19 protein-coding genes and 1 pseudogene are annotated in these 18,196 nt (G+C 57.9%); 6 read left to right on the forward strand and 14 right to left on the reverse strand.

The genetic code is table 11. The features are described 5' to 3' along the window. Positions 1-111: 111 nt before the first annotated feature. Together AD669_RS20105 and AD669_RS20110 are read right to left on the reverse strand one after the other, a co-directional pair. A complete protein-coding gene (locus AD669_RS20105) occupies positions 112-606 on the reverse strand; it encodes a GyrI-like domain-containing protein (RefSeq protein ID WP_053122959.1) in 495 nt (164 codons plus the stop codon). Between the two features lie 67 nt (positions 607-673). Then, a complete protein-coding gene (locus tag AD669_RS20110) occupies positions 674-1,336 on the reverse strand; it encodes a LysE family translocator (protein ID WP_053122961.1) in 663 nt (220 codons plus the stop codon). 138 nt (positions 1,337-1,474) lie between these two features. On the opposite strand from AD669_RS20110, the gene alaC reads away from it, so the two are divergent. Continuing rightward, positions 1,475-2,683, forward strand: coding sequence for an alanine transaminase (alaC, locus tag AD669_RS20115; protein ID WP_053122962.1), 1,209 nt, complete (start codon positions 1,475-1,477; stop codon positions 2,681-2,683). Positions 2,684-2,860: 177 nt separating this feature from the next. Here alaC and AD669_RS20120 read toward each other — a convergent pair whose 3' ends face one another. Further along, positions 2,861-4,216, reverse strand: coding sequence for a GntP family permease (locus AD669_RS20120; RefSeq protein WP_053122964.1), 1,356 nt, complete (start codon positions 4,214-4,216; stop codon positions 2,861-2,863). Positions 4,217-4,298: 82 nt separating this feature from the next. Continuing rightward, on the reverse strand, positions 4,299-4,832 hold the full coding sequence (locus AD669_RS20125; RefSeq protein WP_053122967.1) for a gluconokinase: 534 nt from the start codon (positions 4,830-4,832) through the stop codon (positions 4,299-4,301). A 215-nt stretch (positions 4,833-5,047) separates the two neighbouring features. Between AD669_RS20125 and AD669_RS20130 the strand changes: the two genes are divergently transcribed. Next, complete coding sequence (locus tag AD669_RS20130) at positions 5,048-6,079, forward strand: LacI family DNA-binding transcriptional regulator (protein WP_053122969.1); 1,032 nt, start codon at positions 5,048-5,050, stop codon at positions 6,077-6,079. Positions 6,080-6,358: 279 nt separating this feature from the next. Here AD669_RS20130 and AD669_RS20135 read toward each other — a convergent pair whose 3' ends face one another. Further along, positions 6,359-7,231 carry a LysR family transcriptional regulator gene (locus AD669_RS20135; protein ID WP_053122971.1) on the reverse strand — a complete coding sequence of 291 codons (873 nt, stop codon included), beginning with the start codon at positions 7,229-7,231 and terminating at the stop codon, positions 6,359-6,361. Positions 7,232-7,352: 121 nt separating this feature from the next. Here AD669_RS20135 and AD669_RS20140 point away from each other — a divergent pair, with 121 nt between their 5' ends. Both AD669_RS20140 and AD669_RS20145 read left to right on the forward strand, forming a co-directional pair. Next, the gene (locus AD669_RS20140) at positions 7,353-7,793 is read left to right on the forward strand and encodes a PACE efflux transporter (protein WP_053122973.1); all 441 of its coding nucleotides are present in this window, start codon (positions 7,353-7,355) and stop codon (positions 7,791-7,793) included. 125 nt (positions 7,794-7,918) lie between these two features. Next, a complete protein-coding gene (locus AD669_RS20145) occupies positions 7,919-9,337 on the forward strand; it encodes an MFS transporter (RefSeq protein WP_053122975.1) in 1,419 nt (472 codons plus the stop codon). Between the two features lie 117 nt (positions 9,338-9,454). Here the strand turns inward: AD669_RS20145 and AD669_RS29055 are convergent, their stop codons facing one another. From AD669_RS29055 to AD669_RS20170, 6 genes and pseudogenes are all read right to left on the reverse strand, one after another. After that, the gene (locus AD669_RS29055) at positions 9,455-9,994 is read right to left on the reverse strand and encodes a methyl-accepting chemotaxis protein (protein WP_246541585.1); all 540 of its coding nucleotides are present in this window, start codon (positions 9,992-9,994) and stop codon (positions 9,455-9,457) included. Positions 9,995-9,997: 3 nt separating this feature from the next. Continuing rightward, positions 9,998-10,774: pseudogene (locus AD669_RS29060) on the reverse strand (PAS domain-containing protein); the annotation flags it as partial. Between the two features lie 445 nt (positions 10,775-11,219). Beyond that, entirely contained in the window at positions 11,220-12,233 is a 1,014-nt protein-coding gene (locus tag AD669_RS20155) for an ABC transporter substrate-binding protein (RefSeq protein ID WP_053122979.1), read from the reverse strand. Continuing rightward, positions 12,230-12,757: a sigma-70 family RNA polymerase sigma factor gene (locus tag AD669_RS20160; RefSeq protein ID WP_053122981.1), complete on the reverse strand. Its 528-nt coding sequence runs from the start codon at positions 12,755-12,757 to the stop codon at positions 12,230-12,232. Before AD669_RS20160 ends, AD669_RS20155 begins: the two co-directional genes overlap by 4 nt. A gap of 179 nt (positions 12,758-12,936) precedes the next feature. Beyond that, complete coding sequence (locus AD669_RS20165; RefSeq protein WP_053122983.1) at positions 12,937-13,728, reverse strand: phosphate/phosphite/phosphonate ABC transporter substrate-binding protein; 792 nt, start codon at positions 13,726-13,728, stop codon at positions 12,937-12,939. Between the two features lie 142 nt (positions 13,729-13,870). After that, positions 13,871-14,812 (reverse strand): fatty acid desaturase, encoded by a 942-nt coding sequence (locus AD669_RS20170; RefSeq protein WP_053122985.1) that lies wholly within the window; start codon positions 14,810-14,812, stop codon positions 13,871-13,873. Between the two features lie 324 nt (positions 14,813-15,136). On the opposite strand from AD669_RS20170, the gene AD669_RS20175 reads away from it, so the two are divergent. Further along, positions 15,137-15,544, forward strand: coding sequence for a GNAT family N-acetyltransferase (locus AD669_RS20175; protein ID WP_053122987.1), 408 nt, complete (start codon positions 15,137-15,139; stop codon positions 15,542-15,544). An 81-nt stretch (positions 15,545-15,625) separates the two neighbouring features. Here AD669_RS20175 and def read toward each other — a convergent pair whose 3' ends face one another. The 3 genes from def to AD669_RS20190 form a co-directional block, all read right to left on the reverse strand. Further along, on the reverse strand, positions 15,626-16,165 hold the full coding sequence (def, locus tag AD669_RS20180) for a peptide deformylase (RefSeq protein ID WP_053122989.1): 540 nt from the start codon (positions 16,163-16,165) through the stop codon (positions 15,626-15,628). Next, a complete protein-coding gene (locus AD669_RS20185; protein WP_053122992.1) occupies positions 16,162-17,118 on the reverse strand; it encodes a YihY/virulence factor BrkB family protein in 957 nt (318 codons plus the stop codon). The genes def and AD669_RS20185 overlap by 4 nt, the downstream gene beginning before the upstream one ends. Positions 17,119-17,283: 165 nt before the next feature. Beyond that, positions 17,284-17,475, reverse strand: a complete 192-nt coding sequence (locus tag AD669_RS20190) for a CsbD family protein (RefSeq protein WP_053122994.1) — start codon at positions 17,473-17,475, stop codon at positions 17,284-17,286. A gap of 198 nt (positions 17,476-17,673) precedes the next feature. On the opposite strand from AD669_RS20190, the gene AD669_RS20195 reads away from it, so the two are divergent. Then, positions 17,674-18,051 (forward strand): hypothetical protein, encoded by a 378-nt coding sequence (locus AD669_RS20195; RefSeq protein WP_008082340.1) that lies wholly within the window; start codon positions 17,674-17,676, stop codon positions 18,049-18,051. Positions 18,052-18,196: the final 145 nt, after the last annotated feature.

The following is an 18,196-nucleotide window of genomic DNA, read 5'->3' on the forward strand; positions in this document are numbered from 1 at the left end:
GAAATCAGCAGAAGAAAGTGCCGAAAGCATAAAGGAATCGCGGGGGCATATCGATCCGCACACGGCGCAAACGCATGAGGCGGATCAGTGATCCGCCTCATCCCTGTGGGCTCAGGCCTTGGTATCGACCGGTACGCAGATTTCCAGTTTGCCGGTGTGCAGGCGCGGGTTGAAATCGGCGCTGTAACGCTCCAGTTCCGGCGCATTCAGCTCGACGTAGTGAGAGGTCGGCAACCAGGTTTTGTAGATGTATTGCAGGGTTTGCGGCAACTGATCGAGCGGCCCTTTGTGTTCGAACACCGCGTATTGACGGGGCAGCACTTCGACCCAGCGATAAACGTCCTGCGGCAGTTCGTCGAGCTTGGTGATTTCCACGCCGGCGATGTAATCGAAGCCGCCCTTGCCGTCGAAATTGCAGCAGACGCCGTAGGTCACTTCGCCTTTTTGCCCGGGAATTCGTCCCAGGTGCGGCAGGAATTTCTCCCACAGCGCCGGGATGTCCTTGGCGGTGTCTTGGGTAAATCGATCGCCAAATCCTGCAATCAGCAGGAAGTGTCCATGTTCGAAGCGAGGTTCAGCCACTTCGACGCGTGTTTGCTCATCCATGACTCGACTCCTGGCACAAAAAAGGGGTTCGGCTGGGAGTATAGAAAGCCAAACCCGTTTCGCACGGTTACAGCGAATGCAACTGCTCGACGGCACCGGAACCGACGAATTCGTTGTAGCCGGATACGATCACGTAGACTGCGAAATAGCAGAAGATCGCTGCAGATGCCATGTAGGAATAGCGCAACAGCTTGTCGCCCAACAGCTTGCCACCGTGGCTGGCAGCAAAGCACAAACCGGCCGACCACAGCAGCCCGGCGCAGAGGAAACCACCGAGGAACAGCGCCGAACTGAGCGGGCCACCGCCACCGGAGCGGGCGATCAGCGTGCCGCCTACCGCAGCGAACCAAAGGATCGCGCTCGGCGACGACATGGCGAGAAAAATCCCACGAAAGAATTCCTTGCGATGGGAATTCTGCCCCACCTCCGCCGTCTCGGCCAGCAGCGCTTCGTGATGGATCGCCGAGTAAATCATCTTCGCCGCAAAGTAGATCAGCAGCGCCGAACCGCCGATCCACAGCACCCAGCGCACGCTTTCGTATTGCAGCAGAACGGTCATCCCGGCCAGCGCCAGCACCGCATAAATCAAGTCGCCGACGCAGGTGCCAAGGCCCAGCGCGAAGCCTTGAAAGTAACCGCGCTGCATCGCCAATGTGATCATTGCGATGTTGGCCACGCCGATATCCAGGCACAGCGAAAGGCTCAGCAAGAAGCCGCTGGTGAATTCCATCAACCATTTTCCTTGGAAAAATTTGTTAACAAACGGGCTGGACAGTATGCCATCACTGACCTTATCTTCCGCCACAGGTCACCGCAGTGACCAGCGTCGCTCGGACGGTTCCGGGCGCTTACGTTATCCGAGGCAACAATGGCCGAACAAGGTTCGCCGCGCCGCTTTGCGCGCATAGATCGACTCCCCCCTTACGTTTTCAACATCACCGCCGAGCTGAAGATGGCCGCGCGTCGTCGTGGTGAAGACATCATCGACTTGAGCATGGGCAACCCCGACGGGGCCACGCCGCCGCACATTGTCGAAAAACTCGTACAAGTCGCCCAACGCGAAGACACCCACGGTTACTCGACGTCCAAAGGCATTCCGCGCCTGCGCCGGGCGATTTCCAACTGGTACAAGCAACGCTACGAAGTCGATATCGACCCGGAAAGCGAAGCCATTGTCACCATCGGTTCCAAGGAAGGCCTGGCGCATTTGATGCTGGCGACCCTCGATCAGGGCGACACCGTACTGGTGCCAAACCCGAGCTACCCGATTCACATTTACGGTGCGGTGATTGCAGGTGCCCAAGTGCGTTCGGTGCCGCTGGTGCCCGGTGTGGATTTCTTCGATGAGCTGGAACGGGCGATTCGCGGCTCAATTCCGAAACCGAAAATGATGATCCTCGGCTTCCCGTCGAACCCGACTGCGCAGTGCGTGGAACTGGATTTCTTCGAACGGGTGATCGCCCTCGCCAAGCAATACGACGTGCTGGTGATTCACGATCTGGCCTACGCCGACATCGTCTACGACGGCTGGAAAGCCCCGTCGATCATGCAAGTGCCGGGCGCCAAGGACATCGCGGTGGAGTTTTTCACTCTGTCCAAGAGCTACAACATGGCGGGCTGGCGCATTGGTTTCATGGTCGGCAATCCGGAACTGGTTAACGCCTTGGCGCGGATCAAGAGCTACCACGACTACGGCACGTTCACCCCGCTGCAAGTCGCGGCGATTGCTGCGCTTGAAGGCGATCAGCAGTGCGTGCGCGACATCGCCGAGCAGTATCGCCAGCGTCGTAATGTGCTGGTGAAAGGCCTGCATGAACTGGGCTGGATGGTCGAGAATCCGAAGGCGTCAATGTACGTCTGGGCGAAGATTCCCGAGGCGTATGCGCATCTGGGTTCGCTGGAATTCGCCAAGAAACTCCTGGCTGAAGCGAAGGTTTGCGTCTCGCCGGGGGTGGGATTTGGTGAGTATGGCGACGATCACGTGCGCTTTGCGCTGATCGAAAACCAGGATCGCATTCGTCAGGCTGTGCGCGGCATTCGCGGGATGTTCCGGGCCGATGGCCTGGTTACCAAATAACTGACACCCATCCCCTGTAGGAGCTGCCGCAGGCTGCGATCTTTTGATCTGGTTTTTTACAATCAAAAGATCGCAGCCTCGTTTCACTCGACAGCTCCTACAGGTGCCGTGTTCACGCAGACCATCACCCACAAAAAAACCGCATCGCTGCGGTTTTTTTGTGTCTGCGAGAAGCGCTTAAACGAACAGCGACAGCAGCAGAATGAAGCCCAACGCAACCACCGACAGGATGGTTTCCATCGCTGTCCAGGTCTTGAACGTCTCGGCCACGGTCATGTTGAAGTACTGCTTCACCAGCCAGAAACCGGCGTCGTTCACGTGCGACAGGATCAACGAACCGGCGCCAGTCGCGAGTACCAGCAGCTCACGGTTAACACCCGGAATCATCCCCACCACCGGCACCACAATGCCCGCGCCAGTGATGGTTGCAACGGTTGCCGAACCAGTCGCGATACGGATCACCGCCGCCACCAGCCATGCCAGCAGGATCGGCGAGATCTGTGCGCTTACCGCCATGTGGCCGATCACGTCGCCCACGCCGCTGGTCACTAGCATCTGCTTGAAGCCACCGCCCGCACCGATGATCAGAATGATCGCGGCGGTTGGCGCCAGGCTCGCGTCCAGCCACTTGAGCATCTGTTGCGAACCGATGCCTTGCTTGTAACCGAAGGTGTACAGCGACAGCAGCAACGCCAGCAGCAGTGCGGAGATCGGGTGACCGATCATGTCCATCCAGGTGCGGAAGAAGTGACCGTCCGGCAGCGCGACGTCGGCGAAGGTTTTCAGCAGCATCAGGAACACCGGCAGCAGCACGGTAACCAGGGTGATACCGAAGCTCGGCAGGCTCGCCGAGTCATCGTTTTCGCGGGCCAGTTGATCGACCAGTTCCTGATTCGGGTGACCCGGAATGTGCTTGGCGATGAAGGTACCGAAGATCGGACCGGCAATGATCGCGGTTGGCAGCGCCACGATCAGACCATAAAGAATGGTCTTGCCGATGTCCGCGCCGAACACGCCGATGGCCAGCAACGGGCCCGGGTGCGGTGGCACCAGACCGTGCACGGCGGACAGACCGGCGAGCAGCGGGATACCGATCTTGATGATCGACACGCCAGTGCGGCGCGCCACGATGAACACCAGTGGAATCAGCAGAACAAAACCGATTTCGAAGAACAGCGGGATGCCGACCAGAAACGCGGCGAACATCATCGCCCACTGGACTTTGTCCTTGCCGAACGCACGAATCAGGGTCTGGGCAATCTGATCCGCCCCGCCCGATTCAGCCATCATTTTGCCGAGCATGGTGCCCAGCGCGAGGATGATGCCGACGAAACCGAGCACGCCACCGAAGCCGTCCTGGAACGCTTTGATGATGGTGCCGATCGGCATGCCGGAGGTCAGACCGAGGAACGCGGCAGCGATGGTCAGGGAAATAAACGGGTGCAGCTTGAACTTGGTGATCAGGACAATCAGTCCGATCACGGTGACCACTGCATCAAGCAGCAGAAACGCGTCGTGGGACATGCCAAACATTGGGGGTGTCTCCTGGATTGTTGTTGTTATTAAAGCGGGTTAAACAGAAATCGTGAGGACAGCGCTATCTCTTTCAACACACTCATACCGCCTGTTTCAGACCGTGGGCCTGCCACCAGACGTGAGCCTGCGACGCCAGTTCTTCAACCCTGTGGATCGAAGCATTCAGCGCCAGGGTCAACGGCTCGCCCTTCGGCGATTCGAGGGTGGCGAACTGGCTTTCGATCAACGTGGCCGGCATGAAGTGGCCCGGACGGTGGGACACACGTTCAGCGGCGACTTCAGGGGTCAACTCAAGAAACACGAAGCCCAGGCCCGGCAAGGCGCTGCGCAACACTTCGCGATAACTGTGTTTGAGGGCCGAGCAGGTCAGCACCGGGCGTTTGCCCGATGCATCGACGCGACGTAGTTCGACGCACAGGCTGTCGAGCCAGCCGGCGCGGTCGTCGTCGTTCAGGGGGATCCCCGCGCTCATCTTTTCGATGTTCGCGGCCGGATGGAAAGTATCGCCTTCAATGGCAGTGGCGCCGCTCAATTGGCACAGGGCCTCGCTGACGCACGTCTTGCCGCAACCGGCAACGCCCATGATGACCAGGGCGGTGATGGGATGACTCATATAACACCTCAGCGCGCAGACAGCGCTACCTTTGCTAGCTATGACTCTAGTGCACAGGCAGAAGTTGCCGACGCCTTCTTGTCGTTTTTTTGGGTTGCAGCAGGTTTGCGCCCAACGCCAAAAAGCGAAGATCAGGCAGGACCTCGCTTACGCATTTACAGCTGCATCAGGACAGCGCTACCTTAGTGCCTTGATTTTTGTTTGGCAAGCCGTCGATGACCACCCCTAAAAACGATAAAAATACCCGCACCACCGGCCGTCCCACCCTGAATGAAGTTGCCCGCCTGGCCGGTGTCAGTCCGATTACCGCTTCCCGCGCCTTGCGTGGGGTCAGCACCGTGGCCACCGAACTGGTAGAAAAAGTCCGCAAAGCCGCCCTCGAACTCAACTACGTGGTCAACCCTGCCGCCCGCGCTCTGGCCTCGGCGCAGAGCCATTCGGTGGTGGTTTTGGTGCCATCGTTGTCCAACCTTTTGTTTATCGACACGCTGGAAGCCATTCATCGGGTGCTCACGCCCAAGGGCTTCGAAGTACTGATCGGCAACTTCCACTATTCCCGCGATGAAGAAGAAAACCTCCTGCGCAATTACATGGCGTATCAGCCGCGCGGGTTTCTGCTGACCGGGTTTGATCGCACGGAAAGTTCGCGGCGGATGATTGAGGCGAGCAACATTCCTTGCGTGTACATGATGGAACTGGACAGCGCTGCCGGGGTGAATTGCGTCGGGTTTTCGCAGCTGAGTGCCGGGGAAACGGCGGCTGAACATTTGCTCTCGCGGGGGCGCAAGCGTCTGGCGTATATCGGCGCGCAACTCGATCAACGTACGTTGTTGCGCGGTGAGGGTTTCCGCAAAGCACTGCAGAAGGCCGGGCGTTACGACCCGGATCTGGAAGTGCTGACGCCGCGCGCTTCGTCGGTGGGCTTGGGTGGTGAATTGTTTTTGCAGTTGCTCGCGGCGCATCCGGACGTTGATGCGATCTTTTTTGGTAACGACGATTTGGCGCAGGGTGCTTTATTAGAAGCGCTGCGCAACGGCATCAAGATTCCCGAGCAGGTGGCGATTCTCGGTTTTAACGACTTGCCGATGTCCGAACACATGGTGCCGCGTTTGAGCAGCATCAACACCCCGCGTGAGGCGATCGGCCGGCGCGCTGCGGAGCAGATGTTGACGTTGATGGCGGGTAACTCGGTCGCGCGCCCGGTGGAAGACATGGGCTTCGAACTGAAGATTCGCGAAAGTACCTGACGCCTGAAATCCCTGGGCACAAATCCCGGGTTGAAAAACGATCCCCGTAGGAGCTGCCGCAGGCTGCGATCTTTTGATCTGATCTTTTAAAATCGACATCAAAAGATCGCAGCCTTCGGCAGCTCCTACAGTTTTAGGTGAAGCTCACAAATACGGCGTTGAAACACAAACCCTGTGGGAGCGAGCCTGCTCGCGAAAGCGGTTATTCAGATAAACCTGTGCCGTCTGACACGGCGCTTTCGCGAGCAGGCTCGCTCCCACATTGGATCTCCACCGTTTCTAGTGACTGAGCAGGTCAACGAGGGCCAGTGCGCCTTTCTGGAGCGGCTGGCTTTTGAGCCACACCGCATGCACCGGCATCACCAGACCGTTTTCGATGTTGCGAAAATTCAGGCGTTTCAGCCGGCCGTTATCCAGTCTCGATTGCACCACCGACAACGGAAAATTGCCCCAGCCCAATCCCGCCTCAACCATTTCCATCGCCGTCTCAAGACTGTCGGTGCGCCAGTACGACTCTGCCACCAACGGCCGCGTCTCACTGATCGGCAAGTCGCGACTGGCGACGATGATCTGCCGCACATGCACCAGATCTTCCAGAAACAAATCCTGCCCCCGCAACAACGGGCTGTCCGCCGCCAGCGTGGCGATCATCCGTTCGCTGCCGACAAACTGAAAACGCTCCAGCACGTTCATGCTCAACCCGGCGAACGCCAGGCACACACTGACACGACCACTGTGCAGCATCGCCAGCACGTCATCCTGCGGCGCGGTCAGCACTTCGATGTCGAGCAGCGGATGACGCTCAGCAATCACCTTGATCGCCGCGAGCAAACGCCGCCGATCAATGTCCGCAACCACGCCAATCGACAACTTGCTCTCCAGCCCCAACGACAACTCCACCGCGTGCACTTGCAGTTGTTTGAGTTGTTCGGCGATCAGTCGCGCGTGCGGCACCAGTGACAGCGCCATTGCTGTGGGTTGTGGCTCGCGATGGCTGCGGTCAAACAGCAGATAACCGAGTTCAGCCTCAAGGTTGCCAATACTCATGCTCACCGCCGATGGCACTCGACCCAATGCCCGAGCCGCCGCCGAAAAAGAGCCGCGCTCAATCACCGCAAGAAACAACTCGATGCTGTCGCTGTTGAAATTCACTTCATCTACCTATCACCAAAACTGAAAGCTACTGACTTTTTCTGTCAGCGCTATTGAAGCTATCTTTCGTCGCCTTCGCCAGTCCCGCTGGCCAACAAACGGCAAGAAAGAGGCAATTCCCATGCAAGGCGTCAAACGCAAACTGGTCTACGTGTCGCTCTACGAAGTGATCGGCATGACCTTCTCCGCTCTCGGTCTGGCGCTGCTGTCCGGGACTTCGCCGGGCAGCACCGGGCCACTGGCGGTGATCATCACCACCATCGCCGTGACCTGGAACTTCATTTACACCTCATTGTTCGAGCGCTGGGAAAGCCGTCAGGTGTCGCGCACGCGCACGGTGAAACGCCGCATCGCCCACGCCATCGGTTTTCAATTGACCTTGATCGTGTTCCTGATTCCGTTGATTGCCTGGTGGATGAACATCAGCCTGGTGCAGGCATTTCTGCTGGATCTGGCGCTGATCATTTTCATCCCGTGCTACACCTTCGCGTTCAACTGGCTGTTCGACCGGATTTTCGGTTTGCCGGCCTCGGCACTGCCGGATTCGGCGGCTGCGGCATAAATCGTTAATTCGTAAGCAGATATTGCAAGAAATCAGCGGTTTCCCGGCGCAAATCGCTGATCTTCACAATCCGTGGTTTCCGATAGCAGGCTAAGCTTTTCCATCAATAAAAAATGGATCTGCCCATGACTGCACACGCCCCCGCCGCCGCGCAAAGCGACGGCATCGATCCGATCCGCGCTGCCGAAGTTTCCGCCCGTATCGACCGTCTCCCCGCCGTCGCGACGATCTGGCGATTGGTGGCGCTGCTGTCGATCGGTGGTTTCTTCGAACTCTACGATTTATTCCAGACCGCCTACATCAGCCCCGGACTGATCCGCGACGGCATCTTCGCCACCGGCAATCAGGGCGTGTTCGGTTTCTCCGATCAAGCGGCGTTCGCTTCGGCGACGTTTCTCGGCCTGTTCCTCGGCGCCAGCCTGCTCAGCCCGATGGCGGATCGTTTCGGTCGCCGCGCGATCTTCACCTTCGCACTGGTTTGGTACACCGTGGCGACGGTGTTGATGGGTATTCAGAGTTCGCCGCTGGGCATCATCTGCATGCGCTTTCTGGTCGGCATCGGTTTGGGCATCGAGTTGGTGACCATCGACGCTTACCTCACGGAACTGGTGCCCAAACGCATGCGCAGTTCCGCGTTCGCTTTCGCGTTTTTCGTGCAATTTCTGTCGGTGCCGGCAGTGGCGCTGATGTCGTGGTGGCTGGTGCCGCAAGCGCCGTTCGGTGTGTCCGGCTGGCGTTGGGTGGTGTTAGCCAGCGCGGTGTTTGCGCTGTTTATCTGGTGGCTGCGCAAGCGTCTGCCGGAGTCGCCACGCTGGTTGGCGCAGCACGGTCGATTCGACGAAGCCAACCGGATTCTCGATAACATCGAGGCACGCTGCGAGAAGGATCACGGCCAGCCCTTGGATACGCCGGAAACCGTGTCGGTCGATGTTGAAGGCAAGGGTCGTTTCGCCGACATCTGGCAACCACCGTATCGCCGCCGCGCCTTGATGCTGATCGTCTTCCACGTCTTTCAAGCGATCGGTTTTTTCGGTTTTGGCAATTGGTTGCCGGCGCTGCTGTCCGGCCAGGGCGTGAGCGTCACCCACAGTTTGATGTACGCGTTCATCATCACCCTCGCCTACCCGCTCGGGCCGCTGCTGTTCGTCAAGTTCGCCAACCGTTTCGAGAACAAATGGCAGATCGTCGGCTCGGCCCTCGGTGCGATGACCTTCGGTACGTTATTCGCGCTGCAGACCAGTGCCTTCGGGCTGATCTTTTGCGGGGTGATGATCACCTTCTGCAACGCCTGGCTGAGCTTCAGTTATCACTCGTACCAGAGCGAATTGTTCCCGACCAATATTCGCGCCCGTGCGGTGGGGTTCTGCTATTCGTTCAGTCGTTTGTCGACGGTGTTCAGCAGCCTGCTGATCGGCTTTTTTCTCGACAGTTTTGGCACGCCCGGCGTGTTGGCGTTCATTGCCAGCAGCATGTTGATCGTGATGCTGACCATCGGCTACTTCGGCCCGCGCACGCGTAATCTGGCGCTGGAAAACATTGCCTGATCCTGTAGGAGCTGCGGCACGCTGCGATCTTTTGATCCTCATCTTTTGATCTGAATTTATAGGATCAAGATCAAAAGATCGCAGCGTGCCGCAGCTCCTACAGGGGGCGGTGTGATGTCAGTTCAGTTGCAGGGTTTCGTTGAACTGGCTGATAGCATCGACGACGTGACGTGAGCCTTGCTGAATCTCCTGAATCACTGCCCCCGCCTCGTTCGCCAGCTCCACGCCAAGCCCGGTACGGCTCAAACTCGATTGCATGCTCGACACCGCGCTCAGCGACAAATCGTGGTTGCGGCGCACAACGTCGACGATCTCCAGCGTCGCCTGACTCGTTCTTGCCGCCAGACTTCGCACCTCATCCGCCACCACGGCAAACCCGCGCCCGTGCTCGCCAGCGCGCGCTGCTTCGATCGCGGCGTTGAGCGCCAGCAAATTAGTCTGATCGGCAATCCCGCGAATGGTCTGGACGATGGTGCCGATGATGTCTGACTGTTTGCTCACCGCATCGATGCTGACTGCCGCTTCGTTGAGGTCGCGGGAAATGTCCTGAATGATCTGCACCGTTTGCTGCACGACTTGTGAGCCTTTTTGCGCGCAGGCGTCGTTTTGTACCGAGGTGCTGTGGGCCGATTCCGCGGCGTTCTGCAGCGTGGTCATTTGTTGGGTGATGTCGCTGGCGAACTTGACCACTTTGTACAAGCGGCCCTTGGCATCAAACAGCGGGTTGTACGAGGCTTCGAGGTAAACCATGTGCCCGGATTTGTTCTTGCGCTCGAAACGGTGCGAGTGATATTCGCCGCGATTGAGCGAAGCCCAGAAAGCTTTGTATTGCGACGACTCGGATTCGCTGCGGTGGCAGAACATGCTGTGGTGATGGCCAACGACTTCGTTGTGCGAGTACTGCATGGTCTTGAGAAAGTTGTCGTTGGCGGTGATGACATTGCCTTCCGGGGTGAACTCGATCACGGCCATCGAGCGACCGATCGCCGCGAGCATGGCTTCTTCTTCATGCTCCTTGTTAATCCGCGCGGTAATGTCGGACGCGACTTTGATCACGCTTTTAACTTGCTTGTCCGGGCCATACACCGGCATGTAACTGGCTTCGAGCCAGACTTCCTTGCCGCTCTTGTTCAAGCGCAAGAACGTCCCACTGATCGGTTCACCACGGGCCAGGTCGCGCCACAACTTGGCGTATTCCTCGCTGCGATAAAACGCTTCTTCACAGAAGATCCGGTGATGTTTGCCGCGCACTTCCTCGGCGCCATAGCCCATGGTTTTACAGAAGTTTTCGTTGGCATCCAGAACGATGCCGTCGGGGGTGAATTCGATCATCGCCATCGAACGGCTGATCGCGGCCAACTTGGCATTGGCCTCGGTCAAGGCACAGCTGAATCGTTCGATTTCCAGCAGGTCAGCCTTGTGATGTAGGTTAAACATGGTTGTATCACCTTCCGCGCGGACTTTTGATTTGATGAAAGTTCAGGTCTTTCACGATCCACCACTACGTTCCAAAGAACAGGCACACGCATTCCTCCACGGGAGGAAGTTGTCAGGTGATAAATGATGGTCAATCGGAGAGTCCATGCAGCGACGCTCTAATCAAGACATCCTTCTCTTGATAGCCCGCTCGCGGGCCAGCCCTAACGCGTTGAAGAACTTCCATTTAAAAAATGCTCCTTGTTGGTTCAGTGTCGGTGCCTTGGGTTGCGCACTCTGGCAGCATGAATTTGCAGACTAACCGTGCACGGTCGACATAGTTAGTTACAGAGCAGCATAGCTAGCGCAAAACCTTGCGCAAGGCCACTAGTCGGCCAGTAGTGAGGACTTTTTGCACAAGAATCGGTTCAGCGGAAAATAAACAGCCCCCTGTAGGAGCTGCGAATTAGAGGCTGTTGCTGACTTTGGTAGCCACTTCTGCGGGCACCCACGATTTCCACACCTGCGGCTGATCGCGTAAAAACGCCTCCGCCACCACCCTCGGCTGCAAGCGTTTTTCACTCATCCCCGCCAGCGTCTGGTTCAACAGATCTATCGGCAAGTCGACCTTCTCAAAAAACGTCACCAGCTCCGGATACTGCGCCTTGAACGGCGCCGACACGCCAATCGCCAGACTCGCCGGCATCGACCGCGTGCCTTTGGGATTCGGATTATTGGCATCGGCCAAGGTCTTCCAGGCTTCGGCATCAAACGGCGGTTCCTCGAGTTTCACCAGTTTGAAACGCCCGAGCAGCGGCGTCGGTGACCAGTAGTAGAACAGCACCGGTTTGCCACGTTTGATCGACGACGCCACCTCGGCATCCAGCGCCGCGCCGGAGCCGGTGCGGAAGTTGACGAAGCTGTCGTTGAGCGCATAGGCCTTGAGCTTCTGAGTGTTGACGATCTCCGACGTCCAACCCGTCGGGCTGTTGAGGAAACGCCCACGGCTCGGGTCTTCAGGATCACGGAACACGTCTTTGTAGCGCGGCAGATCCGCCACCGATTTCAATTCCGGCGCCAAGGGTTTGATGCCGCGTTCAGGGTCGCCCTTGATCACGTACTCCGGCACCCACCAGCCTTCGGTGGCGCCTTTCACTGTATCGCCGAGCCCGAATACTTTGCCTTCGGCAGCAGCCTTGACCCACGCCGGACTGCGCCCGGCCCACTCTTCGCCGATCACTTGAATATCGTTTTTTGCCAACGCTGCTTCGAGGCTGACGGTGCTGCCCGGCAGCGTATCGGTCGAGTAGCCGTAGCCTTTTTCGACGATCAGACGCAGCACTTCAGTGATAAAACTGCCGCTCTCCCAAGTGATGTCGCCGAAGTGGATCGGCGCGGTTTTCTCCGCCGCTGAAACAACGCCGACGCTCAGGCTCAGCGCCAGCAGCGAACCGCCGAGCAGGGTTTTGATCGATCTCATGCAGACCTCTTGTCTTGTAGGAATTGGTTGGCGCTGTGGCGATCGCACAGGGCTTGGGAACGGGTCATGTACACGCTGACCGAGCGCTGGGAGATGCCCAGTTCGGCAGCAATTTGCGGGTAGGTCAGGCCATCGACGCGGGCGAGCAGAAAGGTCGAACGGACTTTGCCGGGCAGGCGTTGCAGGGTGTGATCGAGGCGCTTCAGGGTTTGCGACAGTTGCGCGAGATGTTCGGGCGACGCCGCACCATCCTCATCAAATGTTTGCAGATGTCGACGCTGTAGATCCGCACGGCGCCAGTGTTGATAAAGCAGGCGTTGGGCGACGGTGGTGAGCAACGCGCGGGGTTCGCGGATCGCGGTCAGGGATGATGATTCAAGCAGTTGCGCGAAGGTTTCGGCGGCGATGTCTTCAACGCTCGCCGCGTCGTGCAGATGCCGACGCAGATAGGTGCAAAGCCAGTGGTAATGGGCGCGGAACAGGCCGGCCAAGTGTTGGCGATGGGAAAGGTCGGCGCCGGACATAGGGGCTCCTGGGTTAGGGGTCGCTGAATGTCCGGTGTTCCGGTGGCGCGATCGTAGCAAGGCGCCTTATGCATTAATAATATTTAAATTTCATTTTTATATTCGATTATGGAATACAAGATCAAAAGATCGCAGCCCGGAACGCGATCCCTGTAGGAGCTGCCGAAGGCTGCGATCTTTCAACGCAAGCAGCCATACCCCAACTCCTCAGCCTCACGCTGATAGTCGAGCACCACCTGATAATCACCCTCTCCCGCCGCCAACACCTCAGGCAATCCCAACGTTTGCACAACATCCGGAAGTTCGTGCAACGACTGATTCATCACTTGTCGCAGCCGCTCGATCTGTTCATCCGTAGCACTGGCGACGGTGATAAAAGGCAACGTCGGACTGAACGCACTGCGCGCAACAACACGTAACCCCCTGACTTCCTCAGGCGCATGCTGCGCGAGGTAGGCGTAGGTGACGCTGTCGATGGCGGCCAGATCTGCGCGCTTTTCACGCAACCATTGCAGGCTTTCACGGTGGCCGCCGCTGATGCCGACCGTGGAGAAGAATTGCCCATCGCGATGCAACGGGGCGAGGCGCTGACGCAACAGGTTCATGCCGCTGTTGGAGTCGTCGCTGTTGATCACGCCGCGACTGTCGCGAAAGGCTGGCAAGGTTTTGCGTGAGTCATCGGCGCGGCTGAGGATCAGACTGCAATGGTTGCCGGCACTGGCGTCCGGGAGTTCGTAGCGTGGGCGGCCGATCACTCGAACCTGGTCTTTTAATGCCGTCATCAATGGGTAGCCGCAGGTTTGTGTAAGCAGGAGATTGGGGGATAACCAGAGTTCGCGCAGTGACAGGTCTTCAGCGCTCAGACGGGTGTGACCGAGGTGTTCAAGGATGCGCGCGAGCCAGCGCTCGTTGGCCACACGGATGGGCTCGGGGGCGGTGTACATGAGGAGTTCGGCGTGGTGTTGAGTCATACACATATTTCCTGACAACAAATTTCCAACTGTAGGAGTGAGCCTGCTCGCGAATGCGGTGTAACAGTAAAAACCACTTTGAATGACACACCGCCTTCGCGAGCAGGCTCGCTCCTACAGGGGATATATGGAGTGCTTGAAATTAGTGATAAGGATGCTCGGGGCTGTCGATCGGTCTGACGCCATGCTCCCGCCACAACTGCCCATACCCTTGCACCAGAAACCCGCCACTCCTCGCCACCCATTGCTCGCGATTCGCGCGATACACCTTGGGCAAGTCGTACCACGCCAGCCCCGGCAAATCATGATGCACCAGATGAAAATTCAGATTAAGAAACAGCCAGCGCCACGGCCACCCAGCTTCATTTAGCACCGTGCGCTGCTCCGGTTGCGCGTGCGGTCGATGTTCGTAGTAGGAGCGGATCATCGCAATCGACAGCGCCGGCACACTGATCAACAACAGGTAATGCCCCACTGGCAACACGCTGTAGCGCGCGATAAACCACAGCATCAGCAGCGTGAACGCGCCATGGGTCAGCCACATCAGCCAGGCCTGGCGCTCACGGTTTTTCAGCCGCTGCAATTCTTCACTCGCCAACGCCAGCAAGCCCAACGGCGCACCGATGGCGAAACGCCCGAGCACGGTTTTATTCAGCCAGTGCAGGCTGCGTTCAAACAGCGAACTGCCCTGCCAGCACCCCCGCGTCAGGTAACGGCTTTCCGGGTCGACACCGGGCACCGTCAGATCTTCATCGCGGTGATGCAGTAGATGGCTGTCGCGATACAGCGTGTACGGATACCACACGGCAAACGGCGCATAGCCGAGAATTTTATTGAAGCGAGTCCAGCGCGTCGGATGGCCGTGGAGCAATTCGTGTTGCACCGACAGCCACAGCACCAGCAGCGGAATCAGCAGCACGGTACTGAAACCCCGTCCCAGCCAGTGGCTGTTGAACATGATTGCAAACCAGCCGCCATATACGCCGATCAACAACAGCCAGGTCGGCCAGTCGCTGCGAGCGGTAAAACGTTGGCGCAGGGTTTCGATGTGTTGACGGTGGGCGGCGTCGAAATAATGAGACATGGCGTTGCTCGCAGCGGGTTCCTTCCCTTTCTGTGCAACGACCACCGAGAATCTTGCAGATTATTTTGGATCAACAGGGAAGCCCGAGAACCGGGCTTCCGAAAGGCGTGATCAATGACCGAAAATATCGGTTTTCTTGGCCTTCTTCTCCGCGCGTTTTTCAATCGCGGTCTTGGCCGGTTTCTTCTTCGCGGCTTTCTTTGAATCCATACCTTTGGACATGATGCGTACTCCACTCACAGGGGATGTGAGCTCAGGTATACACCTATCCAGACGCGCGCGTTCTTTTATAATCGCCGCGAAATCTACCGACAGTCAGAACCCATGCCCGATACCCAATACAGCCTGCTCGACGCGTCTCTCTGGCCGTTGATGAACAAGTTTTACCGCAGCCACCAATCCTCGATGAAAGCCGTGCGTGACGCGCAATTGTGGGTGGCGAGACGTGGGGAAATTGTTGCGGCGTTGTGCTTGCGACCGGTGGCGGGTGGGCATTGGTTGACCGGGTTGTTTGTTGATCCGGGGTGTCGGGATCAGGGGATTGCGGGGCAGTTGATGGCAGCGGCGGTTCAGGATGTGACGGAGCCGGTGTGGCTGTTCTGTCATCCGGATTTACGCGGGTTTTACGAGCGGCGCGGGTTCCGGTTTGATCCTGAGTTGCCGCAGGCGATGGCGGAGCGATTGAGCCGGTATGCGCGGAGCAAGCCGATGATTGCGATGGGCCTGGGGTGAAGATCAAAAGATCGCAGCCTTCGGCAGCTCCTACACCTATCCCTGTAGGAGCTGCCGAAGGCTGCGATCTTTTGATTCTGGTTAATCGTCAGCTGTGGGATCGAGATCCGGGAACATCACTTCGGTAAAACCGAACTTGCTGAAATCAGTAATCCGCGAAGGGTACAACCGGCCGATCAAGTGATCGCACTCATGCTGCACCACCCGCGCATGGAAACCTGAAGCCACACGCATGATCGGCTCGCCCTTCGGATCAAAACCCTCGTAGCGAATCTGCTGATAACGATCCACCGCGCCGCGCAAACCCGGCACCGACAAACACCCTTCAAACCCCTCCTCCATCAACGGATTCAACGGCGTGATCAGCGGGTTGATCAGGATCGTCTGCGGCACGGCTTCAGCGTCCGGATAACGTTCGCTGTGCTCGAAACCAAAGATCACCAATTGCAGATCGACGCCGATCTGCGGCGCGGCCAGGCCGACGCCGCCGACGCTTTCCATGGTCTGGAACATGTCGTCGATCAGTTGCCACAACTCAGGACTGTTGAACATTTCCGGCGGCACCGGCGGGGCGATGCGCAGCAAGCGCTCGTCGCCCATTTTGAGGATTTCACGGATCATGATGTGGCTTCGTCAGTGTCCGGCTTGAGCGAGTGATCGCGGCCCAGGCCCGAGACGTGTTGTTTGGGTTGTTCATCGAGTTCGCCGGGGACTTTCTCGCCCTCGTCTTTGCCCTCGCTGGACATGTGCTCGATCACCGCATTCATCTCCGCGCCGAGCAGCAGCACCGCAGCGGAAATGTAGAAGTACAGCAAGAGCACGATGATCGCGCCGATGCTGCCATACATCGCGTTGTAGTTGGCGAAGGTTTTCACGTAGAACGCGAAACCCAACGAGGCGATGATCCACACCACCACGGCCAATACCGAGCCCGGAGTGATGAAGCGGAATTCCTGTTTGACGTCCGGCATTACGTAATAGATGAGGGCCACGGCAACCATCATCAAAATCACGATCACCGGCCAGCGCGCGATCGTCCAGATGGTCACGATGACCTCTTCCAGCCCTACTTGTGCGGCGATCCAGCCCATCACTTGCGGCCCGAGCACCATCAATGCGGCAGCCATCAGCAGCATGCCGGCGATGCCGACGGTGTAGACCACCGACAGCGGAAAGCGCTTCCAGATTGGTCGGCCTTCGACCACGTCATACGCCGCATTCATCGCGCTCATCATCAGGCGCACGCCGGCAGACGCGGTGTACAGCGCGATGACGATACCAACCGAGAGCAAGCCGCCCTTGGACTGCTGCAACTGGTCGATCACCGGGTTCACTGATTCCAGTGCCTGCGGTGGCAGCACCAGTTCCGATTGCAGGCGCAGCCAGGAGAAGAAGTCCGGCAGGTGCAGGAAACCGATCAGGGCGATCAGAAACAGGATGAACGGGAACAGCGAGAACAGCATCTGGTAGGCCAGTGCCGAGGCGTAGGTCGACATTTCGTCATCGACGAATTCAGTGACCGTGCGCACCATCACTCGGTGCAGGGGCAGACCTTTCATGTCTGGAAATATCATTCGCGTCTCCTTTCGCCGCAATACAGGTTTGAAGTCGTGGCGACTCAGGGGCCGTTTTTTACATCAAGGTAGCTTGTTTGGCGAACCTTGCTGGGTGTCAGCAGGATTTCGACACAAAAACGGCCATCCTTGGATGGCCGCTCGTGTCTTTCGTTCAAGGCTGGATTACGCCTTGTCGACGCCTTTTTTGACAGCGTCCTTGGCTTTGCCGACCGCTTGCTGGGCTTCGCCTTTTTTCTCTTGGACTTTGCCTTCGGCCTGCAGCTTGGTGTTGTCGGTGGCTTTACCGACGCCTTGCTTGACGTTGCCGACCGCTTCGTTGGCCATGCCTTTTACTTTATCGCCTGTGCTACTCATGGTGTTTCTCCTTGGTGCAATTAGGGGGAAAAGTCAGTACGTAATGATTGACTGGCCGGGTTTGCGCCAAGTTTCATTTATTTTTCGCCGGATCATTTCGTCGCGACGAACAGGTTGGGCTTTATGTTTGCGTGCAATGCCCCGAGAATGCGCAGCATAAGGGCGCCACGCGCCAGGAACCGATCCTGCAGGAATGTTATGAAACTCGATAAAACGCTCGCCATCGCCCGTAGAAACAAGGAACTGGGCGGCGCCGTGCTCGGCACCAACAATTGCCACTTCGCCGAACTGAACCGCAATCGCAACATCTGGTGGTTCGACCTGCCAGTGTCGCGTCTGGCGATTGGTCAGTACGAGTGGATTCACCTGCTGATGCACACGCCGGCCACCGACGAACTGCTGCACCTGAAAGTGCCGACGGTGTTTCTGCGTGAGAAGCTCGAGGGGCTGGTGATTCGCAACGAAGGCAAGCGCAAAGCGGCGCTGAGCCTGGAATTGAGTGCAGACAAGGATTCGTATCTGCAGGACATGCGTCCGGCGGGGACTAATGTGAATTTCGCGCCGTTCCGTCAGTAAATCAAAAGATCGCAGCCTGCGGCAGCTCCTACATGATCATTCCCACGCTCTGCGTGGGAATGCATCTAGGGACGCTCTGCGTCCCAGCAGTTCTGGACGCAAAGCGTCCGGGGCAGCATTCCCACGCGGAGCGTGGGAACGATCA

Source organism: Pseudomonas sp. P1.31 (assembly GCF_001269815.1).
Taxonomy (GTDB): domain Bacteria; phylum Pseudomonadota; class Gammaproteobacteria; order Pseudomonadales; family Pseudomonadaceae; genus Aquipseudomonas; species Aquipseudomonas rustica.

Bases quoted from the DNA above. Each gene is read 5' to 3' on its own strand.
- AD669_RS20125 (WP_053122967.1), bottom strand. From the start codon at position 4,832: ATGAGTCATCCCATCACCGCCCTGGTCATCATGGGCGTTGCCGGTTGC.
- AD669_RS20185 (WP_053122992.1), bottom strand. From the start codon at position 17,118: ATGATATTTCCAGACATGAAAGGTCTGCCCCTGCACCGAGTGATGGTG.
- AD669_RS20120 (WP_053122964.1), bottom strand. From the start codon at position 4,216: ATGTTTGGCATGTCCCACGACGCGTTTCTGCTGCTTGATGCAGTGGTC.
- def (WP_053122989.1), bottom strand. From the start codon at position 16,165: ATGATCCGTGAAATCCTCAAAATGGGCGACGAGCGCTTGCTGCGCATC.
- AD669_RS20160 (WP_053122981.1), bottom strand. From the start codon at position 12,757: ATGTCCGGCGCCGACCTTTCCCATCGCCAACACTTGGCCGGCCTGTTC.
- AD669_RS20140 (WP_053122973.1), top strand. From the start codon at position 7,353: ATGCAAGGCGTCAAACGCAAACTGGTCTACGTGTCGCTCTACGAAGTG.
- AD669_RS29055 (WP_246541585.1), bottom strand. From the start codon at position 9,994: ATGACCACGCTGCAGAACGCCGCGGAATCGGCCCACAGCACCTCGGTA.
- AD669_RS20190 (WP_053122994.1), bottom strand. From the start codon at position 17,475: ATGAGTAGCACAGGCGATAAAGTAAAAGGCATGGCCAACGAAGCGGTC.
- AD669_RS20145 (WP_053122975.1), top strand. From the start codon at position 7,919: ATGACTGCACACGCCCCCGCCGCCGCGCAAAGCGACGGCATCGATCCG.
- AD669_RS20155 (WP_053122979.1), bottom strand. From the start codon at position 12,233: ATGAGATCGATCAAAACCCTGCTCGGCGGTTCGCTGCTGGCGCTGAGC.
- AD669_RS20170 (WP_053122985.1), bottom strand. From the start codon at position 14,812: ATGTCTCATTATTTCGACGCCGCCCACCGTCAACACATCGAAACCCTG.
- AD669_RS20195 (WP_008082340.1), top strand. From the start codon at position 17,674: ATGAAACTCGATAAAACGCTCGCCATCGCCCGTAGAAACAAGGAACTG.
- alaC (WP_053122962.1), top strand. From the start codon at position 1,475: ATGGCCGAACAAGGTTCGCCGCGCCGCTTTGCGCGCATAGATCGACTC.
- AD669_RS20105 (WP_053122959.1), bottom strand. From the start codon at position 606: ATGGATGAGCAAACACGCGTCGAAGTGGCTGAACCTCGCTTCGAACAT.
- AD669_RS20130 (WP_053122969.1), top strand. From the start codon at position 5,048: ATGACCACCCCTAAAAACGATAAAAATACCCGCACCACCGGCCGTCCC.
- AD669_RS20175 (WP_053122987.1), top strand. From the start codon at position 15,137: ATGCCCGATACCCAATACAGCCTGCTCGACGCGTCTCTCTGGCCGTTG.
- AD669_RS20110 (WP_053122961.1), bottom strand. From the start codon at position 1,336: ATGGAATTCACCAGCGGCTTCTTGCTGAGCCTTTCGCTGTGCCTGGAT.
- AD669_RS20165 (WP_053122983.1), bottom strand. From the start codon at position 13,728: ATGACTCAACACCACGCCGAACTCCTCATGTACACCGCCCCCGAGCCC.